Annotated in this window: 16 protein-coding genes and 1 pseudogene; 9 read left to right on the top strand and 8 right to left on the bottom strand. The window is 73.5% G+C overall.

What is annotated here, in order from left to right; translation table 11 throughout:
* Nucleotide 1 precedes the first annotated feature (1 nt).
* The 3 genes from H5V45_RS16470 to H5V45_RS16480 all read right to left on the bottom strand — a co-directional run bounded on the left by H5V45_RS16470 (nt 2) and on the right by H5V45_RS16480 (nt 2,097).
* A complete protein-coding gene (locus H5V45_RS16470; protein ID WP_185253932.1) occupies nt 2-412 on the bottom strand; it encodes a MerR family transcriptional regulator in 411 nt (136 codons plus the stop codon).
* Nucleotides 413-494: 82 nt separating this feature from the next.
* Nucleotides 495-1,292 carry an NAD-dependent epimerase/dehydratase family protein gene (locus H5V45_RS16475; protein WP_185253933.1) on the bottom strand — a complete coding sequence of 266 codons (798 nt, stop codon included), beginning with the start codon at nt 1,290-1,292 and terminating at the stop codon, nt 495-497.
* Nucleotide 1,293: 1 nt separating this feature from the next.
* On the bottom strand, nt 1,294-2,097 hold the full coding sequence (locus H5V45_RS16480) for a purine-nucleoside phosphorylase (protein WP_185253934.1): 804 nt from the start codon (nt 2,095-2,097) through the stop codon (nt 1,294-1,296).
* 188 nt (nt 2,098-2,285) lie between these two features.
* On the opposite strand from H5V45_RS16480, the gene H5V45_RS16485 reads away from it, so the two are divergent.
* The 3 genes from H5V45_RS16485 (at nt 2,286) to H5V45_RS16495 (ending at nt 4,330) form a co-directional block, all read left to right on the top strand.
* On the top strand, nt 2,286-3,242 hold the full coding sequence (locus H5V45_RS16485; RefSeq protein ID WP_185253935.1) for a type IV toxin-antitoxin system AbiEi family antitoxin domain-containing protein: 957 nt from the start codon (nt 2,286-2,288) through the stop codon (nt 3,240-3,242).
* Nucleotides 3,243-3,307: 65 nt separating this feature from the next.
* Nucleotides 3,308-3,826, top strand: a complete 519-nt coding sequence (locus H5V45_RS16490) for a GNAT family N-acetyltransferase (RefSeq protein WP_185253936.1) — start codon at nt 3,308-3,310, stop codon at nt 3,824-3,826.
* 114 nt (nt 3,827-3,940) lie between these two features.
* Nucleotides 3,941-4,330 (top strand): VOC family protein, encoded by a 390-nt coding sequence (locus H5V45_RS16495; protein WP_185253937.1) that lies wholly within the window; start codon nt 3,941-3,943, stop codon nt 4,328-4,330.
* 33 nt (nt 4,331-4,363) lie between these two features.
* Here H5V45_RS16495 and H5V45_RS16500 read toward each other — a convergent pair whose 3' ends face one another.
* A complete protein-coding gene (locus H5V45_RS16500) occupies nt 4,364-4,816 on the bottom strand; it encodes a gamma-glutamylcyclotransferase (RefSeq protein WP_185253938.1) in 453 nt (150 codons plus the stop codon).
* Between the two features lie 70 nt (nt 4,817-4,886).
* On the opposite strand from H5V45_RS16500, the gene lpdA reads away from it, so the two are divergent.
* Together lpdA and H5V45_RS16510 are read left to right on the top strand one after the other, a co-directional pair.
* Entirely contained in the window at nt 4,887-6,290 is a 1,404-nt protein-coding gene (gene lpdA / locus H5V45_RS16505; protein WP_185253939.1) for a dihydrolipoyl dehydrogenase, read from the top strand.
* Nucleotides 6,290-7,699, top strand: a complete 1,410-nt coding sequence (locus tag H5V45_RS16510) for an NAD(P)H-quinone dehydrogenase (protein ID WP_185253940.1) — start codon at nt 6,290-6,292, stop codon at nt 7,697-7,699. Before lpdA ends, H5V45_RS16510 begins: the two co-directional genes overlap by 1 nt.
* Nucleotides 7,700-7,706: 7 nt before the next feature.
* On the opposite strand, the gene H5V45_RS16515 is transcribed toward H5V45_RS16510, so the two are convergent.
* On the bottom strand, nt 7,707-8,357 hold the full coding sequence (locus tag H5V45_RS16515; protein ID WP_185253941.1) for a hypothetical protein: 651 nt from the start codon (nt 8,355-8,357) through the stop codon (nt 7,707-7,709).
* Nucleotides 8,358-8,400: 43 nt separating this feature from the next.
* On the opposite strand from H5V45_RS16515, the gene H5V45_RS22445 reads away from it, so the two are divergent.
* The 3 genes from H5V45_RS22445 (at nt 8,401) to H5V45_RS16530 (ending at nt 14,273) form a co-directional block, all read left to right on the top strand.
* Entirely contained in the window at nt 8,401-9,645 is a 1,245-nt protein-coding gene (locus H5V45_RS22445) for a SpoIID/LytB domain-containing protein (protein WP_185253942.1), read from the top strand.
* Between the two features lie 16 nt (nt 9,646-9,661).
* Complete coding sequence (locus tag H5V45_RS16525; protein WP_185253943.1) at nt 9,662-12,865, top strand: adenylate/guanylate cyclase domain-containing protein; 3,204 nt, start codon at nt 9,662-9,664, stop codon at nt 12,863-12,865.
* Nucleotides 12,866-12,989: 124 nt separating this feature from the next.
* Nucleotides 12,990-14,273 carry a SpoIID/LytB domain-containing protein gene (locus H5V45_RS16530; RefSeq protein WP_185253944.1) on the top strand — a complete coding sequence of 428 codons (1,284 nt, stop codon included), beginning with the start codon at nt 12,990-12,992 and terminating at the stop codon, nt 14,271-14,273.
* A gap of 21 nt (nt 14,274-14,294) precedes the next feature.
* Here the strand turns inward: H5V45_RS16530 and H5V45_RS16535 are convergent, their stop codons facing one another.
* A complete protein-coding gene (locus H5V45_RS16535; protein WP_185253945.1) occupies nt 14,295-17,699 on the bottom strand; it encodes a pyruvate carboxylase in 3,405 nt (1,134 codons plus the stop codon).
* Nucleotides 17,700-17,886: 187 nt separating this feature from the next.
* Here H5V45_RS16535 and H5V45_RS22900 point away from each other — a divergent pair.
* Nucleotides 17,887-19,071: pseudogene (locus tag H5V45_RS22900) on the top strand (calcium-binding protein); the annotation flags it as partial.
* Between the two features lie 60 nt (nt 19,072-19,131).
* Here the strand turns inward: H5V45_RS22900 and H5V45_RS16555 are convergent.
* Together H5V45_RS16555 and H5V45_RS16560 are read right to left on the bottom strand one after the other, a co-directional pair.
* Nucleotides 19,132-20,646 (bottom strand): PH domain-containing protein, encoded by a 1,515-nt coding sequence (locus H5V45_RS16555; protein WP_185253946.1) that lies wholly within the window; start codon nt 20,644-20,646, stop codon nt 19,132-19,134.
* Nucleotides 20,643-21,131, bottom strand: coding sequence for a PH domain-containing protein (locus tag H5V45_RS16560; RefSeq protein WP_185253947.1), 489 nt, complete (start codon nt 21,129-21,131; stop codon nt 20,643-20,645). Before H5V45_RS16560 ends, H5V45_RS16555 begins: the two co-directional genes overlap by 4 nt.
* Nucleotides 21,132-21,196 lie beyond the last annotated feature (65 nt).

Below are 21,196 nucleotides of genomic sequence, written 5' to 3' on the forward strand. Positions count from 1 at the left end.
CTCAAACGCTTGGAGCGCGCTCCAGGTCAAGGCCCTCGCGCAGCACCTTGTCCTCGTAGATGCCGATCTTCTTGTCGATCGCGCCCAGGTGCTCCTGGACCTCCGCCAGCTGGGCGAGGACGTGCTGGCGGTGCAGGCGCAGGAAGTCGAGGCGGGAGGCCTCGGTGCCCTCGCCCTGGCGGACCAGGTCGCCGTAGCGGCGCACGTCGCGGATCGGCATCCCGGTCGCGCGCAGGCAGGTGACCATGTGGATCCAGCGCAGGTCGGAGTCGGAGTAGCGCCGGTGCCCGGTCGCGGACCGGCCGACGGCCTCGAGCATCAGCCCGTCGCGCTCGTAGTAGCGCAGCGTGTCGGCGCTCAGGCCGGTCCGCTCGGCGGCCTCGGCGATGCTCAGTCCGGTCGTGGGGCTCATCGCGCCAGTGTGACTCCTGGAGTGCGCTCCAGGTCAACCGGGTCCGTGGGTGCCGCGGCCGCGGTCGCGGCCGCGTCTCGCGTCAGGAGCGGTCGAGGGCCGGTCGCTCGAACGTCGCGGTGGCGTAGGGGCCGCCGACGTGGGTCGCCTCGGCCTCGTCCTGCTCGCGGGGCGCCAGCCGGTCGGCGTACGTCGCGGCGTCGTCCTGCGGCTCGTAGCCCAGCGCGCGGCCGGGCTCGAGGTCCCACCAGGCGTCGCTGTTGGCGGAGATGCCGTAGAGGACCGCGAAGCCGGGGGCCGTCGCGGTGAGCGCGGCGTGCACCATCCGGACGCAGTCGTCGGGGGAGAGCCAGGTCGCGAGGTTGCGGACGGTCTCGGGCTCGGGGAGGAACGAGCCGATCCGGCAGGAGACCGCGTCGAGGCCGTGGCGGTCGGCGTACAGGCTCATCAGCGCCTCGGCCGCGACCTTGCTGACGCCGTAGTAGGTGTCGGGGCGGGGGCGTACGTCGGTGCCGAGCAGCTCGGAGCGCGGGGTGCGACCGACCGCGTGGTTGGAGCCGCCGTACACGAAGCGCGTCACGTCGTGCTCGACCATGGCATCCAGCAGCGCGGCCGTGGTGACGACGTGCGAGGTGAGCGAGTCCGGCAGGCTGGCCTCGCCGGGGTGCCCGGCCATGTGGACGACCGCGTCGAGCGACTCCTCGGCGAAGACGGCGGCGACGGCGTCGGGGTCGGCGCAGTCCGCGACGTGCCACGGCAGGTCGTAGCCGTTCGGCGCGGGGACGCGGTCGAGGCCGACGATCGTGTGGCCGCGGTCGGTGAGGCCGTCGACGAGGACCCGGCCGATGGCGCCGGCAGCGCCGGTGACGAGGACGCGCACGTCAGATCCTCGGAACGATCTGGCCGAGCAGGTCGCCCATCCGGGAGGCGGCGGCCTTGCCGGCCGCGAGCACCTCCGCGTGGTCGAGCGGCTCGCCGCTGATGCCGGCGGCGAGGTTGGTGACCAGGCTGATCCCGAGCACCTCCAGACCGGCCTCGCGGGCCGCGATCGCCTCGAGCGTGGTGCTCATGCCGACCAGGTGGCCGCCGATGGCGCGCACCATGCCGATCTCGGCCGGGGTCTCGTAGTGCGGGCCGGGGAACTGCACGTAGACGCCCTCGTCGAGGCTGCTGTCGACCTCGCGGCACATCGTGCGCAGGCGGCTGGAGTAGAGGTCGGTGAGGTCGACGAAGTTCGCGCCCTCGATCGGGCTCCGCCCCGTCAGGTTGATGTGGTCGCTGATCAGCACCGGCGTCCCGGGCTGCCACGTCTCCTTGAGGCCGCCGCACCCGTTCGTGAGCACGATCGCGCGGCACCCGGCGGCTGCCGCCGTACGGACCGGGTGCACGACCGCCCGCACGCCCTTGCCCTCGTAGTAGTGGGTGCGGCTGAGGAAGACGAGCAGGTTCCGCTCGCCCGCGCGGATGCTGCGGATCTTGCCGCTGTGGCCCACGACCGCCGCCGCGTTGAAGCCCGGCAGGTCCGTCGTGTCGATCTCCGCGGTCGCCTCGCCCAGCGCATCCACCGCCGGCAGCCACCCCGACCCCAGCACCAGGGCCACGTCGTGGCGCTCGACGCCGGTCAGCTCGGCGAGTCGGGTGGCGGCCTGCTGGGCCAGGTCCTGCGGGGTGGTCTCGTCGGTCACGCGGAAAGCCTAGTGCGGTGGGTGGGGGGTGTCGGAATCCCCGGATATCCGGGGAAGTTGGCGCTTTCCGGGTGTTGCAACACCCGGAAAGTGACAGGTTCCCCCGGTCAGTCCGCGCAGCGCCCGACGTTTTCCACAGATTCGGGATCGGCTGCGTGCCGGCGCTGCGGCCCGGGCATCTCACCTCCATGACAGCCAGACCACCCACCAAGGAGCTCCCGGAGCCCATGCTGCGACGCGAGCTCCTCGCCGTTGGTTTCGACGACCGCGCCATCGCCCGCCAGGTCAAGCACGGCCAGTGGATCCGGATCCGGCACGGCGCCTACGTCGACAGGGCGGCGTACTCCGCCCTCCAGCAGGACGCGAAGCACGCCGTCCGGGCCCGTGCGGTCCTCAAGGCGGCCAAGGTCGATGCCGTCCTGTCGCACGCGTCGGCCCTGTGGGAGTACGACGCGCCGACCTGGGGCGTGGATCTCACGGACGTGCACCTCACGCGGCTCGACAAGGAGGCGGGACGACCGGAGGCAGGGGTGCGGCAGCACTGCGGCACCGTGCTCCCCGGCGACGTCGAGGTGCGCAACGACGTCCCGGTGACGAGCGCGACGAGGCTGGCGCTCGACATGATCACCGTGGTCGACGTCGAGGTGGCCCTGGTGATCGTCAACCACCTCCTGCACGAGAACCTCACCTCGATGGCGCTGCTGAACGACCGGGCGCTGGGGATGGCGCACTGGCCGAACTCCCTCCGTGCCCACGTCGTGCTCAGGCTCGCCGACGGACGCTGCGAGTCCATCGGTGAGTCGCGGACCCTGTTCCTGCTCTGGAAGCAGGGCCTGCCGGCGCCGCAGCCGCAGTACAAGGTCCGCGATCGCACGGGGCGAGTGATCGCCCGGGTCGACTTCGCCTGGCCGGAGTACGGCGTCTTCCTCGAGTTCGACGGCCGGGTGAAGTACCTCCGCGACGCCGACGCCGAGGACGAGGACGACGTGGTCACGAAGGTCCTCCGCGAGAAGCGACGCGAGGAACGCGTCCGCGAGCTCACCGGATGGACGTGCATCCGGATCACCTGGGCCGACCTCGAGCACCCGCGCCGGACTGCGCAGCGGATCCGCGCCCTGCTGTTCCCGGCCACCGACGCCGCCTGAGCCACGCGCCGGCCGCTGGTCGCGAGGTCTGTCCCGGCTGCCCGACGATCGGGTAGAACGTCGGCATGCACCGATTCGTCCTCGACGATGCAGCCGCGGGCGATGCCGGCGACCAGTTGTGGCCGGTGTACGACTCCGTGTTCGGCGACCATCCCTCGGAGTCGGCGTGGCGGGAGGCCGTGTGGGACCGGCACCGGGTCCGGTCCGGGTTCCGGCTGGCGCGGGCGTACGACGGCGACGGCCTCGTCGGGTTCGGCTACGGCTACACCGGTGAGCCGGGGCAGTGGTGGACCGACCGGGCGCGCACGGTCCTGGACCCCGCGGTCGGTCGCGCCTGGCTGGGCGGGCACTTCGAGTTGGTCAGCCTCGGAGTGCTGGACCGGGCCCGACGTGCGGGTGTCGGCCGGTCGTTGATGCGCGCCCTCGTGCGGGACCTGCCCCACGACCGGTTGTTGCTCATGACGACCGACGACCCTGCTGACGCCGCACGACGGCTGTACGCCGCCGAAGGGTGGCACGTCCTCGGCCCGGGCATCGGCGACGGGACCGTGATCATGGGGCGGCGCCCGGATCACGCCGACTGACCGGGGGAAACTGTCACTTTCCGGGGGTTGCAACACCCGGAAAGTGACAGTTTCCCCGGATATCCGGGGAAATCGACGGCCCCCGCTGTCCGCGGCGTGCGGCAGGATCACGCCATGATCGATCACTTCGGCATCAACTGCGCGGACCTGGCGGCGTCCGCGGCGTTCTACGACAAGGTCCTCGGCGTGCTGGGCTACTCCCGGCAGATGGATGTCGAGGTCGCGATCGGGTACGGCGCCGGCTCACCCGACTTCTGGATCGGGGTCCAGCCGGCGGAGGGCCCGGCGTCCGGGCCGAACCGCGAGATCCACGTCGGGTTCACCGCGGCCGACGCGGCGGCGGTCCGGGCGTTCTTCGAGGCCGCGACGGCGCTCGGGGCGGAGGTGCTGCACGAGCCGCGGTTCTTCCCGGAGTACCACCCGTCGTACTACGGCGCCTTCGTCCGCGACCCCGACGGCAACAACGTCGAGGCGGTCTGCCACATGGCTCAGCCCGGCGACTGAGCCCGGCCGGCGTCTGCAGACGCGCCGACTCGGCTAGTGGCCGATGGAGCGGCAGGGCCGGCGGCGCAGCGCGGCCACGTAGTCGACGGGGGCGTCGGCGGCCTCCGCGGCGTCGGCGAGGACGCCGAGGTACGACGCCGAGGGCAGCCCGCCCTCGTAGGCGTCCAGCACGTAGGTCCACACGACGATCTCGCCGTTCATGGTCGCGACCCGGACCTTGGTCTTGCGGTAGAGCCCGAGGTCCGCGGCCTCCCAGCCGTCGAGGTTCGACTCGTCCTCGCGGGTGATGTCGTAGACCGCGACGAAGACCTGGTCGATGGGGTCCTCGACGATCGTCGAGAGCGCACCGTCCCAGCCGTGCTCCTCGCCGCCGAAGGTCAGCCGCCAGCCCTGCAGCCAGCCCGTCGTACGGAGCGGGGAGTGCGGGCAGCGCTCGCTCATGCGGGCCGGATCGAGGTTGGTCCCGTAGGCGGCGTAGAGCGTCACGGGCGCCCACGTTAGTGGACGGACCTCCCTGCCTTGGTCGTCGGCACGCACAACTCCTAGGCTGAGGGGCGTGACCCACTTCAACGTTCTCGTCCTTGGTGCCGGCCCCGGTGGATACGTGGCGGCCATCCGCGCCGCACAGCTCGGTCAGTCCGTGGCCGTCATCGAGGAGAAGTACTGGGGCGGTGTCTGCCTCAACGTCGGCTGCATCCCCTCCAAGGCGCTGCTCAAGAACGCCGAGCTCGCCCACGTGCTCACGCACGAGAAGGACAAGTACGGCATCGAGGGCGACGCCACCATGTCGTTCGGCCCGACCCACAAGCGGAGCCGTCAGGTGTCCGCCGGGATCGTCAAGGGCGTCCACTTCCTGATGAAGAAGAACAAGATCCAGGAGATCGACGGCTGGGGCACGATCCAGGCGCCCGCCGACGGCAAGCAGACCGTCGAGGTCCAGGACAAGGACGGCAAGACGACGACGTACACCTGCGACAACCTCATCGTCGCGGCCGGCGCGAAGGTCCGGATGCTGCCGGGCATGAAGGCCAGCGAGCACGTCGTCACCTACGAGGAGCAGATCCTCGACGAGAACCTCCCCGGCTCGGTCATCATCGGCGGCTCCGGCGCGATCGGCGTCGAGTTCGCCTACGTGATGAAGAACTTCGGCGTCGACGTCACCATCGTCGAGTTCCTCGACCGCATGGTGCCCACCGAGGACGCCGACGTGTCCAAGGAGCTGCTCAAGCACTACAAGAAGCTCGGCGTGAAGGTGCTGCTCTCGACCAAGGTCGAGAACGTCGAGGACACCGGCTCCGGTGTCCGCGTCACCGTCAGCAAGGACGGCAAGGAGGAGGTCCTCGAGGCCGACAAGATGCTGGCCGCCTTCGGCTTCGCCCCGCGCGTCGAGGGCTACGGCCTCGACAACGCCGGTGTCGAGCTGACCGAGCGCGGCGCGATCGCGGTCGACGGCCGTGGCCGCTCCAACGTCGAGGGCATCTACGCGATCGGCGACGTCACCGGCAAGATGATGCTGGCCCACGCCGCCGAGGCGATGGGCATCGTCGCGGCCGAGACGATCGCCGGCGCCGAGACGCAGGAGATCAACTTCGACATGATCCCGCGGGCGACGTACTGCCAGCCGCAGATCGGCTCGTTCGGCTACTCCGAGGCCCAGGCCAAGGAGAAGGGGTACGACGTCAAGACCGCGACCTTCCCGTTCTCCGCCAACGGCAAGGCGCAGGGGCTCGGCGACACCGCCGGCTTCGTCAAGATCGTCGCCGACGCGGAGTACAACGAGATCATCGGCGCCCACCTGATCGGCCCCGACGTCACCGAGCTGCTGCCGGCGCTGACCCTGGCCCAGCAGTGGGACCTCACCGCCGACGAGGTGGCCCGCAACATCTTCGCCCACCCGACGCTGGGCGAGTCCGTGAAGGAAGCCATCCACGGCATCGCCGGCCACATGATCAACTTCTGATGTCGCCGAGCGGGAGGACCGAACGCGTCGTGATCATCGGCGGCGGACCGGGCGGCTACGAGTCCGCCCTGGTCGCCGCGCAGCTCGGGGCGCAGGTCACGGTCGTCGACACCGACGGGCTGGGCGGCTCGGCCGTCCTGACCGACTGCGTGCCGAGCAAGACGCTGATCGCGACCGCGGAGCTGATGACGGACGTCGCGGGCGCCGCCGAGCTCGGCGTGAACTTCCAGGACCACGAGGGCGACGCCGCGACCACGATCCGGGTCGACCTGGCCCGGGTCAACGCGCGGGTCAAGCAGCTCGCGGCAGACCAGTCGGCCGACATCGGCCGCCGGCTCGCGAAGGAGGACGTCACGGTCGTCCGCGGCCGCGGCCGCCTCGACGGACCCGGCCGCGTGGTCGCGACGCTGCCGGACCACACCGAGCAGGTGCTCGAGGCCGACGCGATCCTGATCGCCACCGGTGCCGCGCCGCGCACGCTGCCCACCGCCCAGCCGGACGGCGAGCGGATCCTGACCTGGGAGCAGGTCTACGACCTCACCGAGGTGCCGACGAAGCTGATCGTCGTCGGCTCCGGCGTCACGGGTGCGGAGTTCGCCAGCGCCTACCTCGCGCTCGGCATCGACGTCACCCTCGTCTCCTCCCGCGACCGGGTGCTGCCCGGCGAGGACGCCGACGCCTCGGCCGTCCTCGAGGAGGTCTCCACCCGCCGCGGGATGAAGGTCCTCTCGACGTCGCGGATGGAGTCGGTGACCCGCGAGGGCGACACGGTGACCGTCACGCTGACCGACGGCCGCACCGTCGAGGGCTCGCACTGCATCCTGGCGCTCGGTTCGGTCCCGAACACCGACGGCCTCGGGCTCGAGGAGGCCGGGGTGAACCTCAAGGACGGCGGCTTCGTCAACGTCGACCGGGTCTCGCGCACCTCCGCGCGGGGCGTGTACGCCGCCGGCGACTGCACCGGTGTGCTGATGCTGGCCTCGGTCGCCGCGATGCAGGGCCGGATCGCCATGTGGCACTTCCTCGGCGACACCGTGCACCCGCTGGACCTCAAGAAGGTCTCCTCGAACGTCTTCACCGCGCCGGAGATCGCGACGGTCGGCTGGTCCCAGCAGTCCGTCGACAACGGCGAGATGCAGGCCGAGACCGTGATGCTGCCGCTCTCGGGCAACCCGCGCGCCAAGATGCAGGGCGTCCACGACGGCTTCGTGAAGCTGTTCTGCCGTCCCGGCACCGGCATCGTGGTCGGCGGGGTCGTCGTCGGTCCGCGCGCCAGCGAGCTGATCCACCCGGTCTCGATCGCGGTCGCGGAGTCCCTGACCGCCGACCAGCTGGCCCAGGCGTTCACGGTCTACCCGTCGATGAGCGGCTCGGTCGCCGAGGCGGCCCGGAGGCTGCACCGCATCTGAGCCGGCCTCAGATCGGGAAGCCGCCCATCCCGCCGCCGGTGGCGGTGTTGATCCCGGCGCGGATGCTGGCCTCGGCGACGGCTGCCTCGGTGAGCCGGGCGCGACCCCGGACGAGGTGCGCGCTGTAGCGCTCCGACGCGGCCGACTCGTGGGCGTACCACGGGACGTACCGGTCGCCCACCCGCACGAGCCGCACCTCGGGCTCCTCGCCGCCCTGCAGGCGGCGCAGGTCGGACCGGCAGACCGGCACGCTCCGCTCGACGCCCTGGGGCGGGGTCCACAGCACGTCGTCGACGGCCGGCCCGTGCTGCGGGTTGAAGAAGCAGGGCTCCCGGCGCTCCGGGAGCGCGACGCCGTCCCGCCGCGCCAGCACGCAGGCGAGGTGGAAGCGGCCGTCGTCGAGCACCGGCGTGATCGCGCGGACGGCCGGGGCGTCGGTCGCCGCGGCCAGGGACCGCTTGGCGTCGTCGTACAGGTCGAGCGCCTTCTGGTAGTCCCAGCGCATGTCCGGGTCGAGCTCCGTCGTCAGGGTGTCGACGTGCAGCTCGGCGAGCTGTTCGCCGAAGACCGTGACGTCGTCGTCGACCAGGTGCCGTGCCTGGCGCAGCTCCTCGAGCGCGGCCAGCCGTCGCTCCTTGCGTCCCCCGAAGAACCACATGGGGGCACGGTACGCCGTCCCGGCTTGCGTCGGGGGCTGCCGCGTGTTCGGATCGTGGCTCGTCGCCGCACGTCTCGGGGGAGATCACATGCCGTACGCCGTCCGCCTCAGCACCGCGCTCGGAAGCCTGGTGCTCGCCGCCGCCGGTGCGCTGACCACCGTCGGCGCCGCCACGGCCGACGACCCGTACGCCGTCCCGGACTCGGCCGTGATCACCATCGAGGGCGACGGCAGCGGCCACGGCAAGGGCATGTCGCAGTACGGCGCCTACGGGGCCGCCCGGTCCCCGTACCTCCTGAGCAGCCAGCAGATCCTGGACTTCTACTACCCCGGCACCCGCACGGGGAGCACCGGCGGCAAGGTCGCGGTGCTGATCAGTGCGGACGACGACGGATCCCTCGTCGTCGCCGACCGCGGCGGGCTGACCGCCCGCAGCCTGGCCAACGGCAGGACGGTCAAGCTGCGCGAGCCGAAGGCGAAGCGCTGGCGGATCACGCCGGCCGGCACGCGCAGCGAGATCGCCTACAAGACCCGACGCTGGCACACCCTGACGGTGCTGCGGGGCGACGCCGAGATCGCGGCCGGCGGCAGGCCGGTCGCGCTCCGGACGCCCGACGGGACGGTGTCCTACCGCGGCGCGCTGCGCTCGACGCACCACGCCGGCGACCGGGTCACCGTGAACGTGCTGCCGATGGAGAAGTACGTCGCCGGCGTCGTGCCCAGCGAGGTCGCCGCCCTGCGCTGGCCGCAGCAGGCGCTCCGGGCGCAGGCCGTCGCGTCGCGCACCTATGCGGCCTACGAGCGCGCTCACGGCGGCAACGCAGCGTACGACCTCTGCGACACCGCCGCCTGCCAGGCCTACGGCGGCGCGTCGGCCGAGTTCCCGTCCTCGGACGACGCCGTGCGCGCCACGGCCCGGCGGGTGCTGACCTACCAGGGCGAGCTGGCCTTCGCGCAGTTCTCCGCGAGCAACGGCGGCTGGACGGCGGCCGGCCAGTTCCCCTACCTGCCCGCGCAGGAGGACCCCTACGAGGGCTCGTCCAGCGACTACTACGGCTGGACCGAGACCGTCACGTCGGCGGCGATCGAGAAGGCCTACCACCTCGAGAACCTCACCTCCCTCCAGATCGAGACGCGGGACGGCAACGGACCGCGCGGCGGACGGGTGACGACGGTGCGGCTGCAGACCGAGGCGGGCTTCGACGGGACGGTCACCGGCGACAGCTTCCGCCGCAACCTCGGCCTGCGCTCCACGCTCCTCGAGATCACCGGCGTCGCGGCTGGCTGAGGCCTACTCTTCGACCATGTCGGGAGACGGGGACGCGAGGACCTGCACGAGCTGCGGCCTCGCCCTCCCCGCGAGCGCGAAGTTCTGCCTCGAGTGCGGCACCCCCGTCGTGGCTGCGGCGCCCGAGCGCGAGGTCCGCAAGACCGTCACCCTGCTGTTCACCGACGTCACGGGCTCGACGGTGCTGGGGGAGCAGCTGGACCCGGAGTCCTACCGCGGGGTGATGGGCCGCTACTTCACGGTCTCGCGGGCCGCGGTCGAGCGGCACGGCGGGACCGTCGAGAAGTTCGTCGGCGACGCGGTGCTGGCGGTGTTCGGCGTTCCGGAGGTCCGCGAGGACGACGCCCTGCGCGCGGTCCGGGCCGCCCACGAGCTCAACGCGGCGGTCGCCGCGCTGTCCGAGGAGCTGACCACCACGCTGGGCGTCCGGCTCGAGATCCGCACGGGGGTGAACACCGGCTCGGTCGTGACCGGGGCCGCCCGGGCGGGCGGGTCGTTCGCCACCGGCGACGCGGTCAACACCGCCGCGCGGCTGGAGCAGGCGGCCACCCCGGGCCAGATCCTGCTCGGGGAGACGACGTACGCGCTCGTCCGTGACGCGGTCGAGGTCGCCGAGGTCGAGCCGGTGGTGGCGAAGGGCAAGGCCGAGCCGGTGCGTGCCTTCCGGCTGGTGGCCGTCGACGGCGACGCCGCCGGCCGCCAGCGCCGACCGGACGCGCAGCTCATCGGCCGGGTCCGCGAGACGCGAGCCCTGGACGACGCGCTGGAGCGGACGCTGGAGAGCGGCCGCGGCCACCTGGTGACGGTGATGGGAGCTCCCGGAATCGGCAAGACCCGGCTCGTGGCGGAGTTCCTCGAGCGCGTCGGTGGCCGGGCCGACGTGCTGCGCGGCCGCTGCGTCGCCTACGGCCAGGGGATCACCTACTGGCCCGTCGTGCAGGTGCTGCGTGCCGCCGCCGGGCTGGAGGGCGACGAGTCGCCCGAGGTCACCCGGCACGCCCTGGTGCAGGCGATGTCCGACGCCCCGGGCGACGCGCTCGACGACGAGGCCGTCGACCTCCTGCTGAGCCTGCTCGGCAAGGGCGGCGAGCCAGGTGGCAGCGACCAGACCTTCTGGGCCGTGTCCCGGGTCCTCGAGCACCTCGCCGTACGCCGTCCGCTGGTCGTGACCGTCGACGACCTGCACTGGGCCGAGCCCACGCTCCTCGAGCTGCTCGAGCGGGTGCGCGACGAGACCCGCGACCTCCCGCTGCTGCTGGTCTGCCAGGCCCGGCCCGAGCTGATGGAGCAGCACCCCGAGTGGGGCCAGGGCTCGCTCAACGCGACCACCTTCGGGCTCGAGCCCTTCGACGAGGCCCTGACGGCGACGTCGCTGGCGTCCCTGCTCGGGCCGGGGGTCCCCGCCGAGGCCGTGAGCGCGGTGGCGGGCTGGTCGGGCGGGAACCCGCTCTTCGTCGAGGAGATCGCCACGCACCTCGTCGAGAGCGGCCTGCTCCGCCGAACCGACGACGGCTGGGCCGTCACCGGCGACCTGGCCTCCGCCGGGGTCCCGCCGACCGTGAGCGCCCTGCTGGCCGCCCGGCTCGACCGGCTGCCGCCCGACGAGCGCGACCTCCTCGAGCGGGCCTCGGTGATCGGGCTGGAGCTCACCACCGAGCAGGCGCGGCTGCTGGCCGAGCCCGAGCGGCGTCCGGCGGTGGCGGCCGTCCTGACGTCGCTGGCCCGGCGCGACCTGCTGCGGCGGGTCCGTGGCACGGTGGGGGAGACCTGGGCCTTCCGGCACGTCATGGTGCGCGACGCGGCGTACGACTCGCTGCCGAAGGCCACCCGCGCCGAGCTGCACCTCACTGTCGCCGACTACCTCGCCGCGAACACCGGCCAGGCCGGGGCGGAGGGCTCGGCGTTCGTCGCCCACCACCTCGGCCGCGCCACCGAGTACGCCGTGCTGCTGGCGCCCCACGCGCCCGCGACCCGGGCCCTCGCGGACCGCGCCGGCGCGGCGTTCGCCGAGGCCGCCCAGGACGCCCGGCTGCGGGAGGACCTGTCCGGTGCCGCGGCCCTGCTGGGCGACGGGCTCGCGCTGCCGACCGGCGCGCGGGTGCGCCGCGACCTCGCGGTCCGGCTGGAGCAGGTCGAGATCTTCCGCTACGACAACGACGCCCAGATCGCGGCCTCGGAGATCTTCGCCGCGACGCTCGCCGACGCGGACGAGCCACCCACCGAGCTGGACCTCGTGCACGACGAGCTGTCCCGGCTCGTGGGGGAGACGACGGCCGGCCGCTCGGTGGACGTCGAGGCCGCCCAGGCCCTGGCCGCGCGTGCGGCCGCCCTCGCCCGACAGGCGGGGGACACCCGCCGCGAGGTGATGGCCCTGGTCGCGCAGCAGCTGGTCGCCGCCATGAGGGCCCGCTTTGCCGACCTGGCGGGCGTCCTGGACGAGATCTGCCGCATCGGGGACGACCAGGACCGGCGCGACGCCCAGCACTGGCGCGGGGCCCAGCTGCTCTACGGCCCGGCTCCCCTCGAGCAGATGGTCGCGTGGTCGGTCCGGGGCGCCGCGGACGCGCGGTCGCCGGGCCAGCACGCCATGTACACCATGTTCACGGCCATCGCCCGCGTGTCCCGTGGTGACGAGGACGGCCCCGAGCTGGTGCGGTCGGCCGACGCGGAGTCCGAGGCGGTCGCGGGGGACGAGGCCATCTCCCTGATGATGCGGGGCATGGCCTGGGCGCTCGCAGGCCGACCCAGCGAGGCCGCCGACCGCCTCGAGCGGATGGTGGCGCTGGCCCGGAGCACCGGCGACTACAGCTACGGCAGCACCTACCTGGCCTGGCGCGCGCTGCTCGGCCTCGAGCTCGGCGAGGACCTGGCCGAGATCGTGCCGATGGCCGACGAGGCGGCGAGCTGGACGGCGCCCGAGGACGTCTGCTCCATGGCGCTCGTGGCGGCGCTGAAGGCCGTGATCGCGACCCGCGGCGGGGACCTCGACGCGGCGGACGCGCGGGCCGCCGAGGCGCTCGCGATCGTCGACCGCAGCGACCAGCTCTGGCAGCGGGCCGACGTCCGCCGCTGGGTGAGCGAGCTGCCGCGCCGACGCGGCGACGTCGAGGAGGAGCGCCGGCTGCTCACCGAGGCGATCGCGCTGTACGACGCCAAGCAGGTCGTGACCTGGCGCGCGGACCTCGAGGCCCGCCTCCGCGAGCTCGGCGGCACCCCCTGAGAACTACAGATCTGTAGTTCGCCGGCAACGATTGCGGGGCCGGTGTGACCCGTGGTGCGATGCGGTGTTGCCCCATCGTTCACTGCCGCCCCAGTCGTCACACTCGTCACCCCGGAGACCCGCCATGCGCTCCTTCCCGGCCCTCGCGCGCCGCACCGCCGTGCCCCTGATCGCGGCCGCCGTGGCGCTCGCCGGCGGGTCGCTGGCCCCGGCCGGTGCCGCCACCGGGGACTCCTGGAAGGTGCCCGCGCAGGCCTGGCTGACCATCAAGGGGCACGGCTACGGGCACGGCCACGGCATGTCGCAGTACGGCGCCGAGGGCGCGGCCCGCGAGGGCCTGAGCGCCCGCGAGATCATCGACTTCTACTACCCCGGCACCACGTGGGGGACGGCCAAGGGCCCGGTGAGCGTGCTGATCACCGCCGACACCGACGACGACCTGGTCGTGGTCGCCCGCCCCGGCCTGGTCCTGCGCGACAGCGCCGTCGAGGGCCGCACCGTGCTGCCGGACAACGGCGCCTCGCGGTGGCGGATCGACGTCGGCGGCGCCGGCTCGGACCGGGTCTCCTTCCTCAAGGGCGGACGCTGGCACCGGTTCTCGACCCTGCGCGGCACCGGTCAGCTCGGGGCGGCCGGGCAGCCGATCACGCTGGTCACGCCGAGCGGCACCCGGGCCTACCGCGGCTGGCTCCAGCTGGCCGCACCCTCCGGCTCCTCGCGGGCCCGCGACACCGTCAACGTCCTGACCCTGGAGAACTACGTCCGCGGCGTCGTCCCGCTCGAGATCCCCGCGCTCTGGAGCCCCGCGGCGGTGCAGGCGCAGTCGATCGCGGCACGCACCTACGCGTCGTACGAGCGCGCCCACCCGCTCGGCTCGACCTACCAGATCTGCGACACGTCGTCATGCCAGGTCTACGGCGGGTACGACGCGGAGCACCCGGCCGCGAACGACGCCGTCGACGCCACCCGCCGCCAGGCGCTGCTGGCCGACGGCGAGCCGGCGTTCACCCAGTTCGGCGCCAGCTCCGGCGGCTGGACCTCGGCCGGCTCGGTGTCCTACCTGACCGCCCGCGAGGACCCGTACGACGGCTGGTCGGGCAACCCCGTCCACGCCTGGTCCCTCAAGCTGGCCGACACCCGCCTCGAGCAGGCCTGGCCGGCGCTCGGCAACCTGCAGCGGATCACCGTCACCCGCCGCGACGGCAACGGCGACTGGGGCGGCCGGGTCGCGGCCATGACCCTCGTCGGCTCGGACGGCAAGGTCGTCGTCTCCGGCGACACCTTCCGCTCGGTGCTCGGGCTCCGCTCCACCTGGCTGACCTTCAAGGTGGGGCAGCGCAGCGGCGCCCGCCAGGTGATGGCGCCGCGCGACGCCACGCCCGACGTGCTGACGACCGGCACCCGCTAGCCGCCCGCCCCGAAGCCGGGCTCAGCCCAGCACGAGCACCAGGTCGCCGCCCTCGACGGCCTTGGGGCCGGCGATGGCGACCCGCTCGACCGTGCCGTCGACGGGCGCGGTGATCGAGGCCTCCATCTTCATCGCCTCGATGGTCGCGACCGTGTCACCGGCGGCGACCTTCGCACCCTCCTCGACGACCACGGTGACGACGCCCTGGAACGGCGCGGCCACCTGGCCCGGCTTCGACGTGTCGGCCTTCTCCGCGGCGGCGACGTCGGAGGACACGGACTTGTCGCGGATGCTGATCGGGCGCAGCTGGCCGTTGATCGTGGCCATCACCGTGCGGTAGCCGCGCTCGTCGGCGTCGCTGATCGCCTGCACCCCGAGGATGAGCGTCTTGCCCTCGGCGATCTCGACCTCGTGCTCCTCGCCCTGGCGCAGGCCGTAGAGGTAGTCGAGGGTCGGGAGGACCGACACGTCGCCGTAGGTCTCGCGGACCTCGTTGAACGCCTTCGTCGGGCCGGGGAACAGCAGCTCGTTGAGCGTCCGGCGTCGCACCGGGTTGGGGACGCCCGGCTCGCCGGCCAGACCGGCGCGCGCCTCGGCGCTGAGCTCCTCGGCGGGCGGCTTCCAGGAGCGGCCCTCGAGGGCCTTGGTGCGGAACGGCTCGGGCCAGCCGCCGGGCGGGTCACCGAGCTCGCCGTTGAGGAAGCCGATGACCGAGTCCGGGATGTCGAACTTCCCGGGGTTCTCGGCGAACTCGACCGGGTCGGCGCCGATCCCGACGAGTGCCAGCGCGAGGTCGCCCACGACCTTCGAGGACGGGGTCACCTTGACGATGTTGCCGAGGATGTCGTTCGCGGCGGCGTACATGTCCTCGATCTGCTCGAACTTCTCGCCGAGGCCGAGCGCGATCGCCTGCTGGCGCAGGTTGGAGAGCTGGCCGCCCGGGATCTCGTGGGTGTAGACGCGGCCGGTCGGCGACGGCAGGCCGGACTCGAACGGCGCGTAGACCCGGCGGGTCGCCTCCCAGTAGGGCTCGAGCGCGCAGACCGCCTCGAGCGACAGGCCGGTCTCCCGCGACGAGTGGTCGGTCGCCGAGACCAGCGCGGACAGCGCTGGCTGCGAGGTGGTGCCGGCCATCGACGCGGTGGCCGCGTCGACCGCGTCGACGCCGCTCTCGATCGCCGCGACCAGGGTCGCGAGCTGGCCGCCGGGGGTGTCGTGCGTGTGCAGGTGCACCGGCAGGTCGAAGCGCTCGCGCAGCGCCGTCACGAGGGTGCGGGCGGCGGGCGCCCGCAGCAGGCCGGCCATGTCCTTGATCGCCAGCACGTGCGCGCCGGCGTCGACGATCCGGTCGGCCAGCTCGAGGTAGTAGTCGAGCGTGTAGAGCCGCTCGTCGGGGTTCGACAGGTCGCCGGTGTAGCAGAGCGCGACCTCCGCGACCGTCGTGCCGGTCGCGCGGACGGCCTCGATCGCCGGACGCATCTGCTCGACGTCGTTGAGCGCGTCGAAGATCCGGAAGACGTCGATGCCGGTGGCCGCGGCCTCCTCGACGAAGGCGTTGGTGACGTCGGTGGGGTACGGCGTGTACCCGACGGTGTTGCGGCCACGGAGCAGCATCTGCAGGCAGATGTTCGGCACCGCCTGGCGCAGCGAGGCAAGCCGCTCCCACGGGTCCTCGGACAGGAAGCGCAGGGCCACGTCGTACGTCGCCCCGCCCCACGCCTCGAGGGACCACAGCTCCGGGGTGGTGCGGGCGACGTGGCCGGCGACCGCGAGCAGGTCCTTGGTGCGGACCCGCGTCGCGAGCAGCGACTGGTGGGCGTCGCGGAAGGTCGTGTCGGTGACGCCGATGCGGTCCTGCGCGCGCAGGCGGCGGGCGAACTCCTCGGGGCCGACCTCGAGCAGCAGCTGGCGCGAGCCGTCGGGGGCGGGCACGTCGAGCGAGAGCGGCGGCAGCTTCGTCGCCGGGTCGACGCTGACGGGCGCCGGGCCGTGCGGCTGGTTGACGGTGACGTCGGCGAGGTAGGTGATCAGCTTGCTGCCGCGGTCGCCCTTGCCGCGCGCCGCCATCAGCTGCGGGTGCGTCTCGATGAACGACGTCGTGATGTGGCCGCTCGCGAAGTCGGGGTCCTCGAGCACCGCCTGGAGGAAGGCGATGTTCGTGGAGACGCCGCGGATGCGGAACTCGGCGACCGCGCGACGGGCCTTCTCGACGGCCTTGTCGAAGGTGCGGCCGCGACACGTGAGCTTGGCCAGCATCGAGTCGAAGTGCGCGGAGACCTCGGCGCCGGTGTAGACCGTGCCGCCGTCGACGCGGACGCCGGCGCCGCCGGGGGAGCGGTACGTCGTGATCTTGCCCGTGTCGGGCCGGAACCCGTTCGCGGGGTCCTCGGTGGTGATCCGGCACTGCAGGGCGGCCCCGCGGAGCACCACGGTGTCCTGCGAGAGCCCGAGGTCGGCCAGCGACTCGCCCGACGCGATCCGCAGCTGCGACTGGACGAGGTCGACGTCGGTGACCTCCTCGGTCACGGTGTGCTCGACCTGGATGCGCGGGTTCATCTCGATGAAGACGTAGTTGCCGGACGGGTCGAGGAGGAACTCGACCGTCCCGGCGTTGCGGTAGCCGATCTCGGTCGCGAAGCGCACCGCGTCCGCGCACATCCGCTCGCGGAGCTCCGGGTCGAGGTTGGGCGCCGGCGCGATCTCGACGACCTTCTGGTGGCGGCGCTGGACCGAGCAGTCGCGCTCGAAGAGGTGGATCACGTTGCCCTGGCCGTCGGCGAGGATCTGCACCTCGATGTGGCGCGGGTCGACCACGGCCTGCTCGATGAAGACGGTCGGGTCGCCGAAGGCGCCCTCGCCCTCGCGCATGCAGGTCTCGACGGCCTCGCGCAGGTCCTTCGGGTCGTCGACGCGCCGCATGCCGCGACCGCCGCCCCCGGCGACCGCCTTCACGAAGAGCGGATAGGGGATCTCGGACGACTCGACGGCCGCGATGAGCGCGTCGACGTCGGTGGACGGCTCGACGGAGGCGAGCGTCGGGACGCCGGCGGCCTTGGCCGCGGCGATCGCGCGCGCCTTGTTGCCGGTCAGCTCGAGCACGTCGGAGGTCGGCCCGATGAAGGTGATGCCGGCGTTCGCGCAGGCCTCGGCCAGGGCCGGGTTCTCCGAGAGGAAGCCGTAGCCCGGGTAGACCGCGTCGGCGCCCGCGCGCACCGCGACCGCGACGATCGCCTCGGGGTCGAGGTAGGCGCGCACGGGGTGGCCGCGCTCGCCGATCTCGTAGGCCTCGTCGGCCTTGAGCCGGTGCTCGGACCAGCGGTCCTCGTGTGGGAAGACGGCGACGGTCCGCGCGCCGACCTCGTAGGCAGCACGGAACGCCCGGATCGCGATCTCGCCGCGGTTGGCCACGAGCACCTTGGTGAACATGGGCGACAGGCTAACGGCGTCCGGATGACGATCGTGTGTCGTGCGCGGGTGACGAGACGCCCGGGTCGCCGGCGGTGGGCTGGACCGGCGGCCGGTCGTGCAACCGACGGCGCCCGCGGGGCGTAGGAGCACCGGACGTCGTCACCGACCGGGTGGGCGACGTGCCCCGTCCACGGAGGGTCTCCCCATGCACCGCCTGCTCGTCCCGCTCGTCCTCACCTCGGCCGTCCTCGGCACCCTCGGGGTGCTCCCGCCCGACGCCTCGGCCGCGACGGTCCGGTGCCACGGGCTGGTCGCGACGCTCGTCGGCACGCCCCACGCCGACTTTCTCACCGGCACCCGCGGCCGCGACGTGGTCGTCGGGCTCGGCGGCGGCGACGTGATCGACGGGCGCGGGGGCGACGACGTCGTCTGTGCCGGGCCGGGTGCCGACCGGGTCAGCGGTGGCGCGGGCGACGACCGGCTGTACGGCGAGGGCGACCGGGTCGCGGGCCTGCCCGGCGGCCGGTACCTCGACGGCGACACCCTCGAGGGTGGTCCCGGGGACGACCTCCTCGACGTCGGGTACGACCCCCGCCACGAGCACGTCCTGCCCGACGCCGTCAGCTACGCCCGGGCGCCCCGCGGGATCGTCCTGGACACCACGCGTGACCGGGGCTCCGTCACCGGCCAGGGGCACGACACCGTGGTCGGCACGCCGCGCCTCGGGGTGGTCGGCTCGCCGTACGACGACCGGATCACCACCGGGCCGGGGCGCGACCACGTGGTCGGCGGAGCCGGCTCCGACGTGATCTCGACCGGCGCCGGGCGGGACGAGGTCCTGGCGGACTCGCTGGGCGCCGAGCCCGGCGACGACACCGTGCGCAGCGGCCCCGGCGCCGACCTCGTCGTGAGCCGGTCGGGGCACGACATCGTCGACGGCGGGCCGGGCGACGACACGGTCGAGGCCACCGGGGCCGACCCGACGACGGTCGACGCCGGCCCGGGCGACGACGTCGTCCAGCAGGACCTCACGGCGTCCGGCGGCGCCACGGCGTCGGGCGGCGACGGCACGGACGTGCTGGTGCTCCGCGGCAACGACCTGCCGGCGCCGGCCGGGACGCTGACGCTCGACCTGCGCGACGGCACCACGACGCTGGACCGCGGTGCCGCGGGCGGCGGGGCCGGTGCGGTCGCGGGCTTCGAGGACCACCGGTTGATCGGGGACCTCACGTGGGTCGTGCACGGCACCGACGGACCGGACCGGGTCTGGGCGCTCACCGGTGGACCGCTCCTGGCCCGGACGTACGCCGGCGACGACTGGGTCGTCGGCACCGAGCGCGACGACACGATCGACGCGGGCGAGGGCGTCGACGAGGTGCACGGCGTCGCGGGGTCCGACACCTGCGTCGGGTTCGAGACCGGGGAGTGCTGGGGCCCGGAGCGCCGCCGCTCAGGCGGTGAACTGGCCGACGAGGTGCGGCAGGGCCGTCTCGGCCAGCCGGACCGCGGCGTCCTCGGGGATGTCGAGGACGGCGACCCGCTGGTCGCCGCCGGCCGTGGTGGCGACCAGCGTGGTGAGCCCGGCCCGGCGCTGGAACCACGTGGCCCGGAAGTTCCACCCGATGACGTCGTCGGTGGCCAGCGCGCGACGGCGGCGGTCCAGGCTGCCGCTGCGGGACACGACGTACCCGTCCACCAGCGCGTGGCCCAGGCCCCGCGCGCGGTCCGCGGCGAGCGCGAGCGCGGCCACGGGGAGCACCAGCGCCGGCACCAGCAGCCACCACGGCCAGTCGCGCAGGACGACCAGCAGGAGCACGGCGACCACGACGGCCAGCGCCGGCACCAGGGCGCGCACGAAGCGGCGGGTCCGGGCCTGCGGACCGTGCCCCGTGAGCTCGGCGTCGACCGGGCCGGCGACCCCGAGCACCGTGCGCGCGACGCCCGCCACGACGTCGTACGGCGCCGGCGGGACCAGCAGCGACGAGCCCTGCTGCTTGCGGTCGAGCCCGGTGACGATCGCGGTCAGCCGGGCACCGCCGGCGGTACGGAGCCCGAGCGGCTCGCCGATGCTGATGCCGCCGACGCGCTCGTCGTCGAGGCTGGTCTCGCGGGTGGTGAGGAGTCCGCGGCGCAGGTGCCAGGCGCCGGCGGCGTGGCTCAGCGTGAAGCCCCAGGACGTCACGAGGTAGCCGCCGACCGAGAACAGCGACACCACGACGACGAAGGTCACGAGCCCCAGCGGGAGGGCCACCCACAGGGGCAGGGCGGACGTCCCGTCGACGATCCCGCTGACGTCGACCGACTCCCACCCGCCGAGCGCCTGCACGACCTGGCTGGTCGCCCCGATCGCGGCGGCGGCGATGACGAGCCCCGAGCTGGTGAGTGGGGCGAACCGGAGCCACGACGGGTCCAGCCGGACGACGACCCGCTCGGCGGGCGTGACGGGCGCGAGGCCCGCGGTCCCGGTGTCCGGGGTGGCGCCGCCGGTCGGCGCCGGGGTGGCCGCACCCAGCAGCCCCTCGCGCAGGCTCCGGGCCCGGTCGAGCGGCAGCCCGTCGAGGTCGAGCCGGTCGTCGCCGTCGGTGGACGACGTCCCCGTGCCCACGCGGACCGTGGTGAGGCCGAGCAGCCGGTGGATGGGGGAGGAGGTGAGGTCGACGGTCCGCACCCGGTCGAGCGGGGTCGACAGCACGTGGCGGTTCAGCAGCCCGCGCCGCAGCTCGACGCGGCCGCCGGCGATCCGGAAGCTGGTGGTCAGGTAGCGCAGCAGGCCCAGCCCGACCGGCACACCGACGCCGGCGAGGTGCCACCAGTCGCTGCCGCCGCCCGACGCGGTGCCGGCGACGAAGACGCCGACGAGGACCGGCAGGAAGCGGATCAGCTCGCGCACCGGGTGCACGAGGAGCATGCGCGGGTCGAGGCGCTGCCAGTGGTCGTCGCGGGCCAGCTCCGTGGGCACGCTCACGTGGCGTCGCCGGGGTCGACGTCGGCGCGCAGGGTCAGCTCGTCGACCAGCCGTCGGGCCCGGTCGCGGTCGAGGCCGGAGATCTCCAGCGCGCCGGCGGCCGAGGCCGTCGTGACGGTCACGCTGGCCAGCCCGAAGAGCCGCGAGACCGCGCCCTCGGCGTAGTCGACCGTCTGGATCCGCGACATCGGCGCGATCCGCCGCTCCCGCGCCCACCAGCCGGTCTGGGTGTAGACCGCGGTCTCGGTGACCTCCCAGCGGTGCACGAGGTAGCGCCACTGCGGCACCACCGCGGCGTACGCCGCCAGCACGGCCACGACGGGGACGTAGACCCACCCGGGCACGTCGACGAGCTCCCACAGGGTGCTGTTGAGCACCAGCAGGGCGACCACCACGACGCCCTCGAGCACGGCGGCGCTCACCCACATCAGCCGGGCCCGCGGGCTGACCCGCTGACCCGGCTCCCGCAGCGACGTGGCGTCCATGACCCGAACCTACGGCCCCGACCTACGGCCGGGGCCTATGGCCCGGCCCGGCCCGGCCCGGCCCG

Source organism: Nocardioides luti (assembly GCF_014212315.1).
In the GTDB taxonomy this organism is placed as follows: Bacteria; Actinomycetota; Actinomycetes; order Propionibacteriales; family Nocardioidaceae; genus Nocardioides; species Nocardioides luti.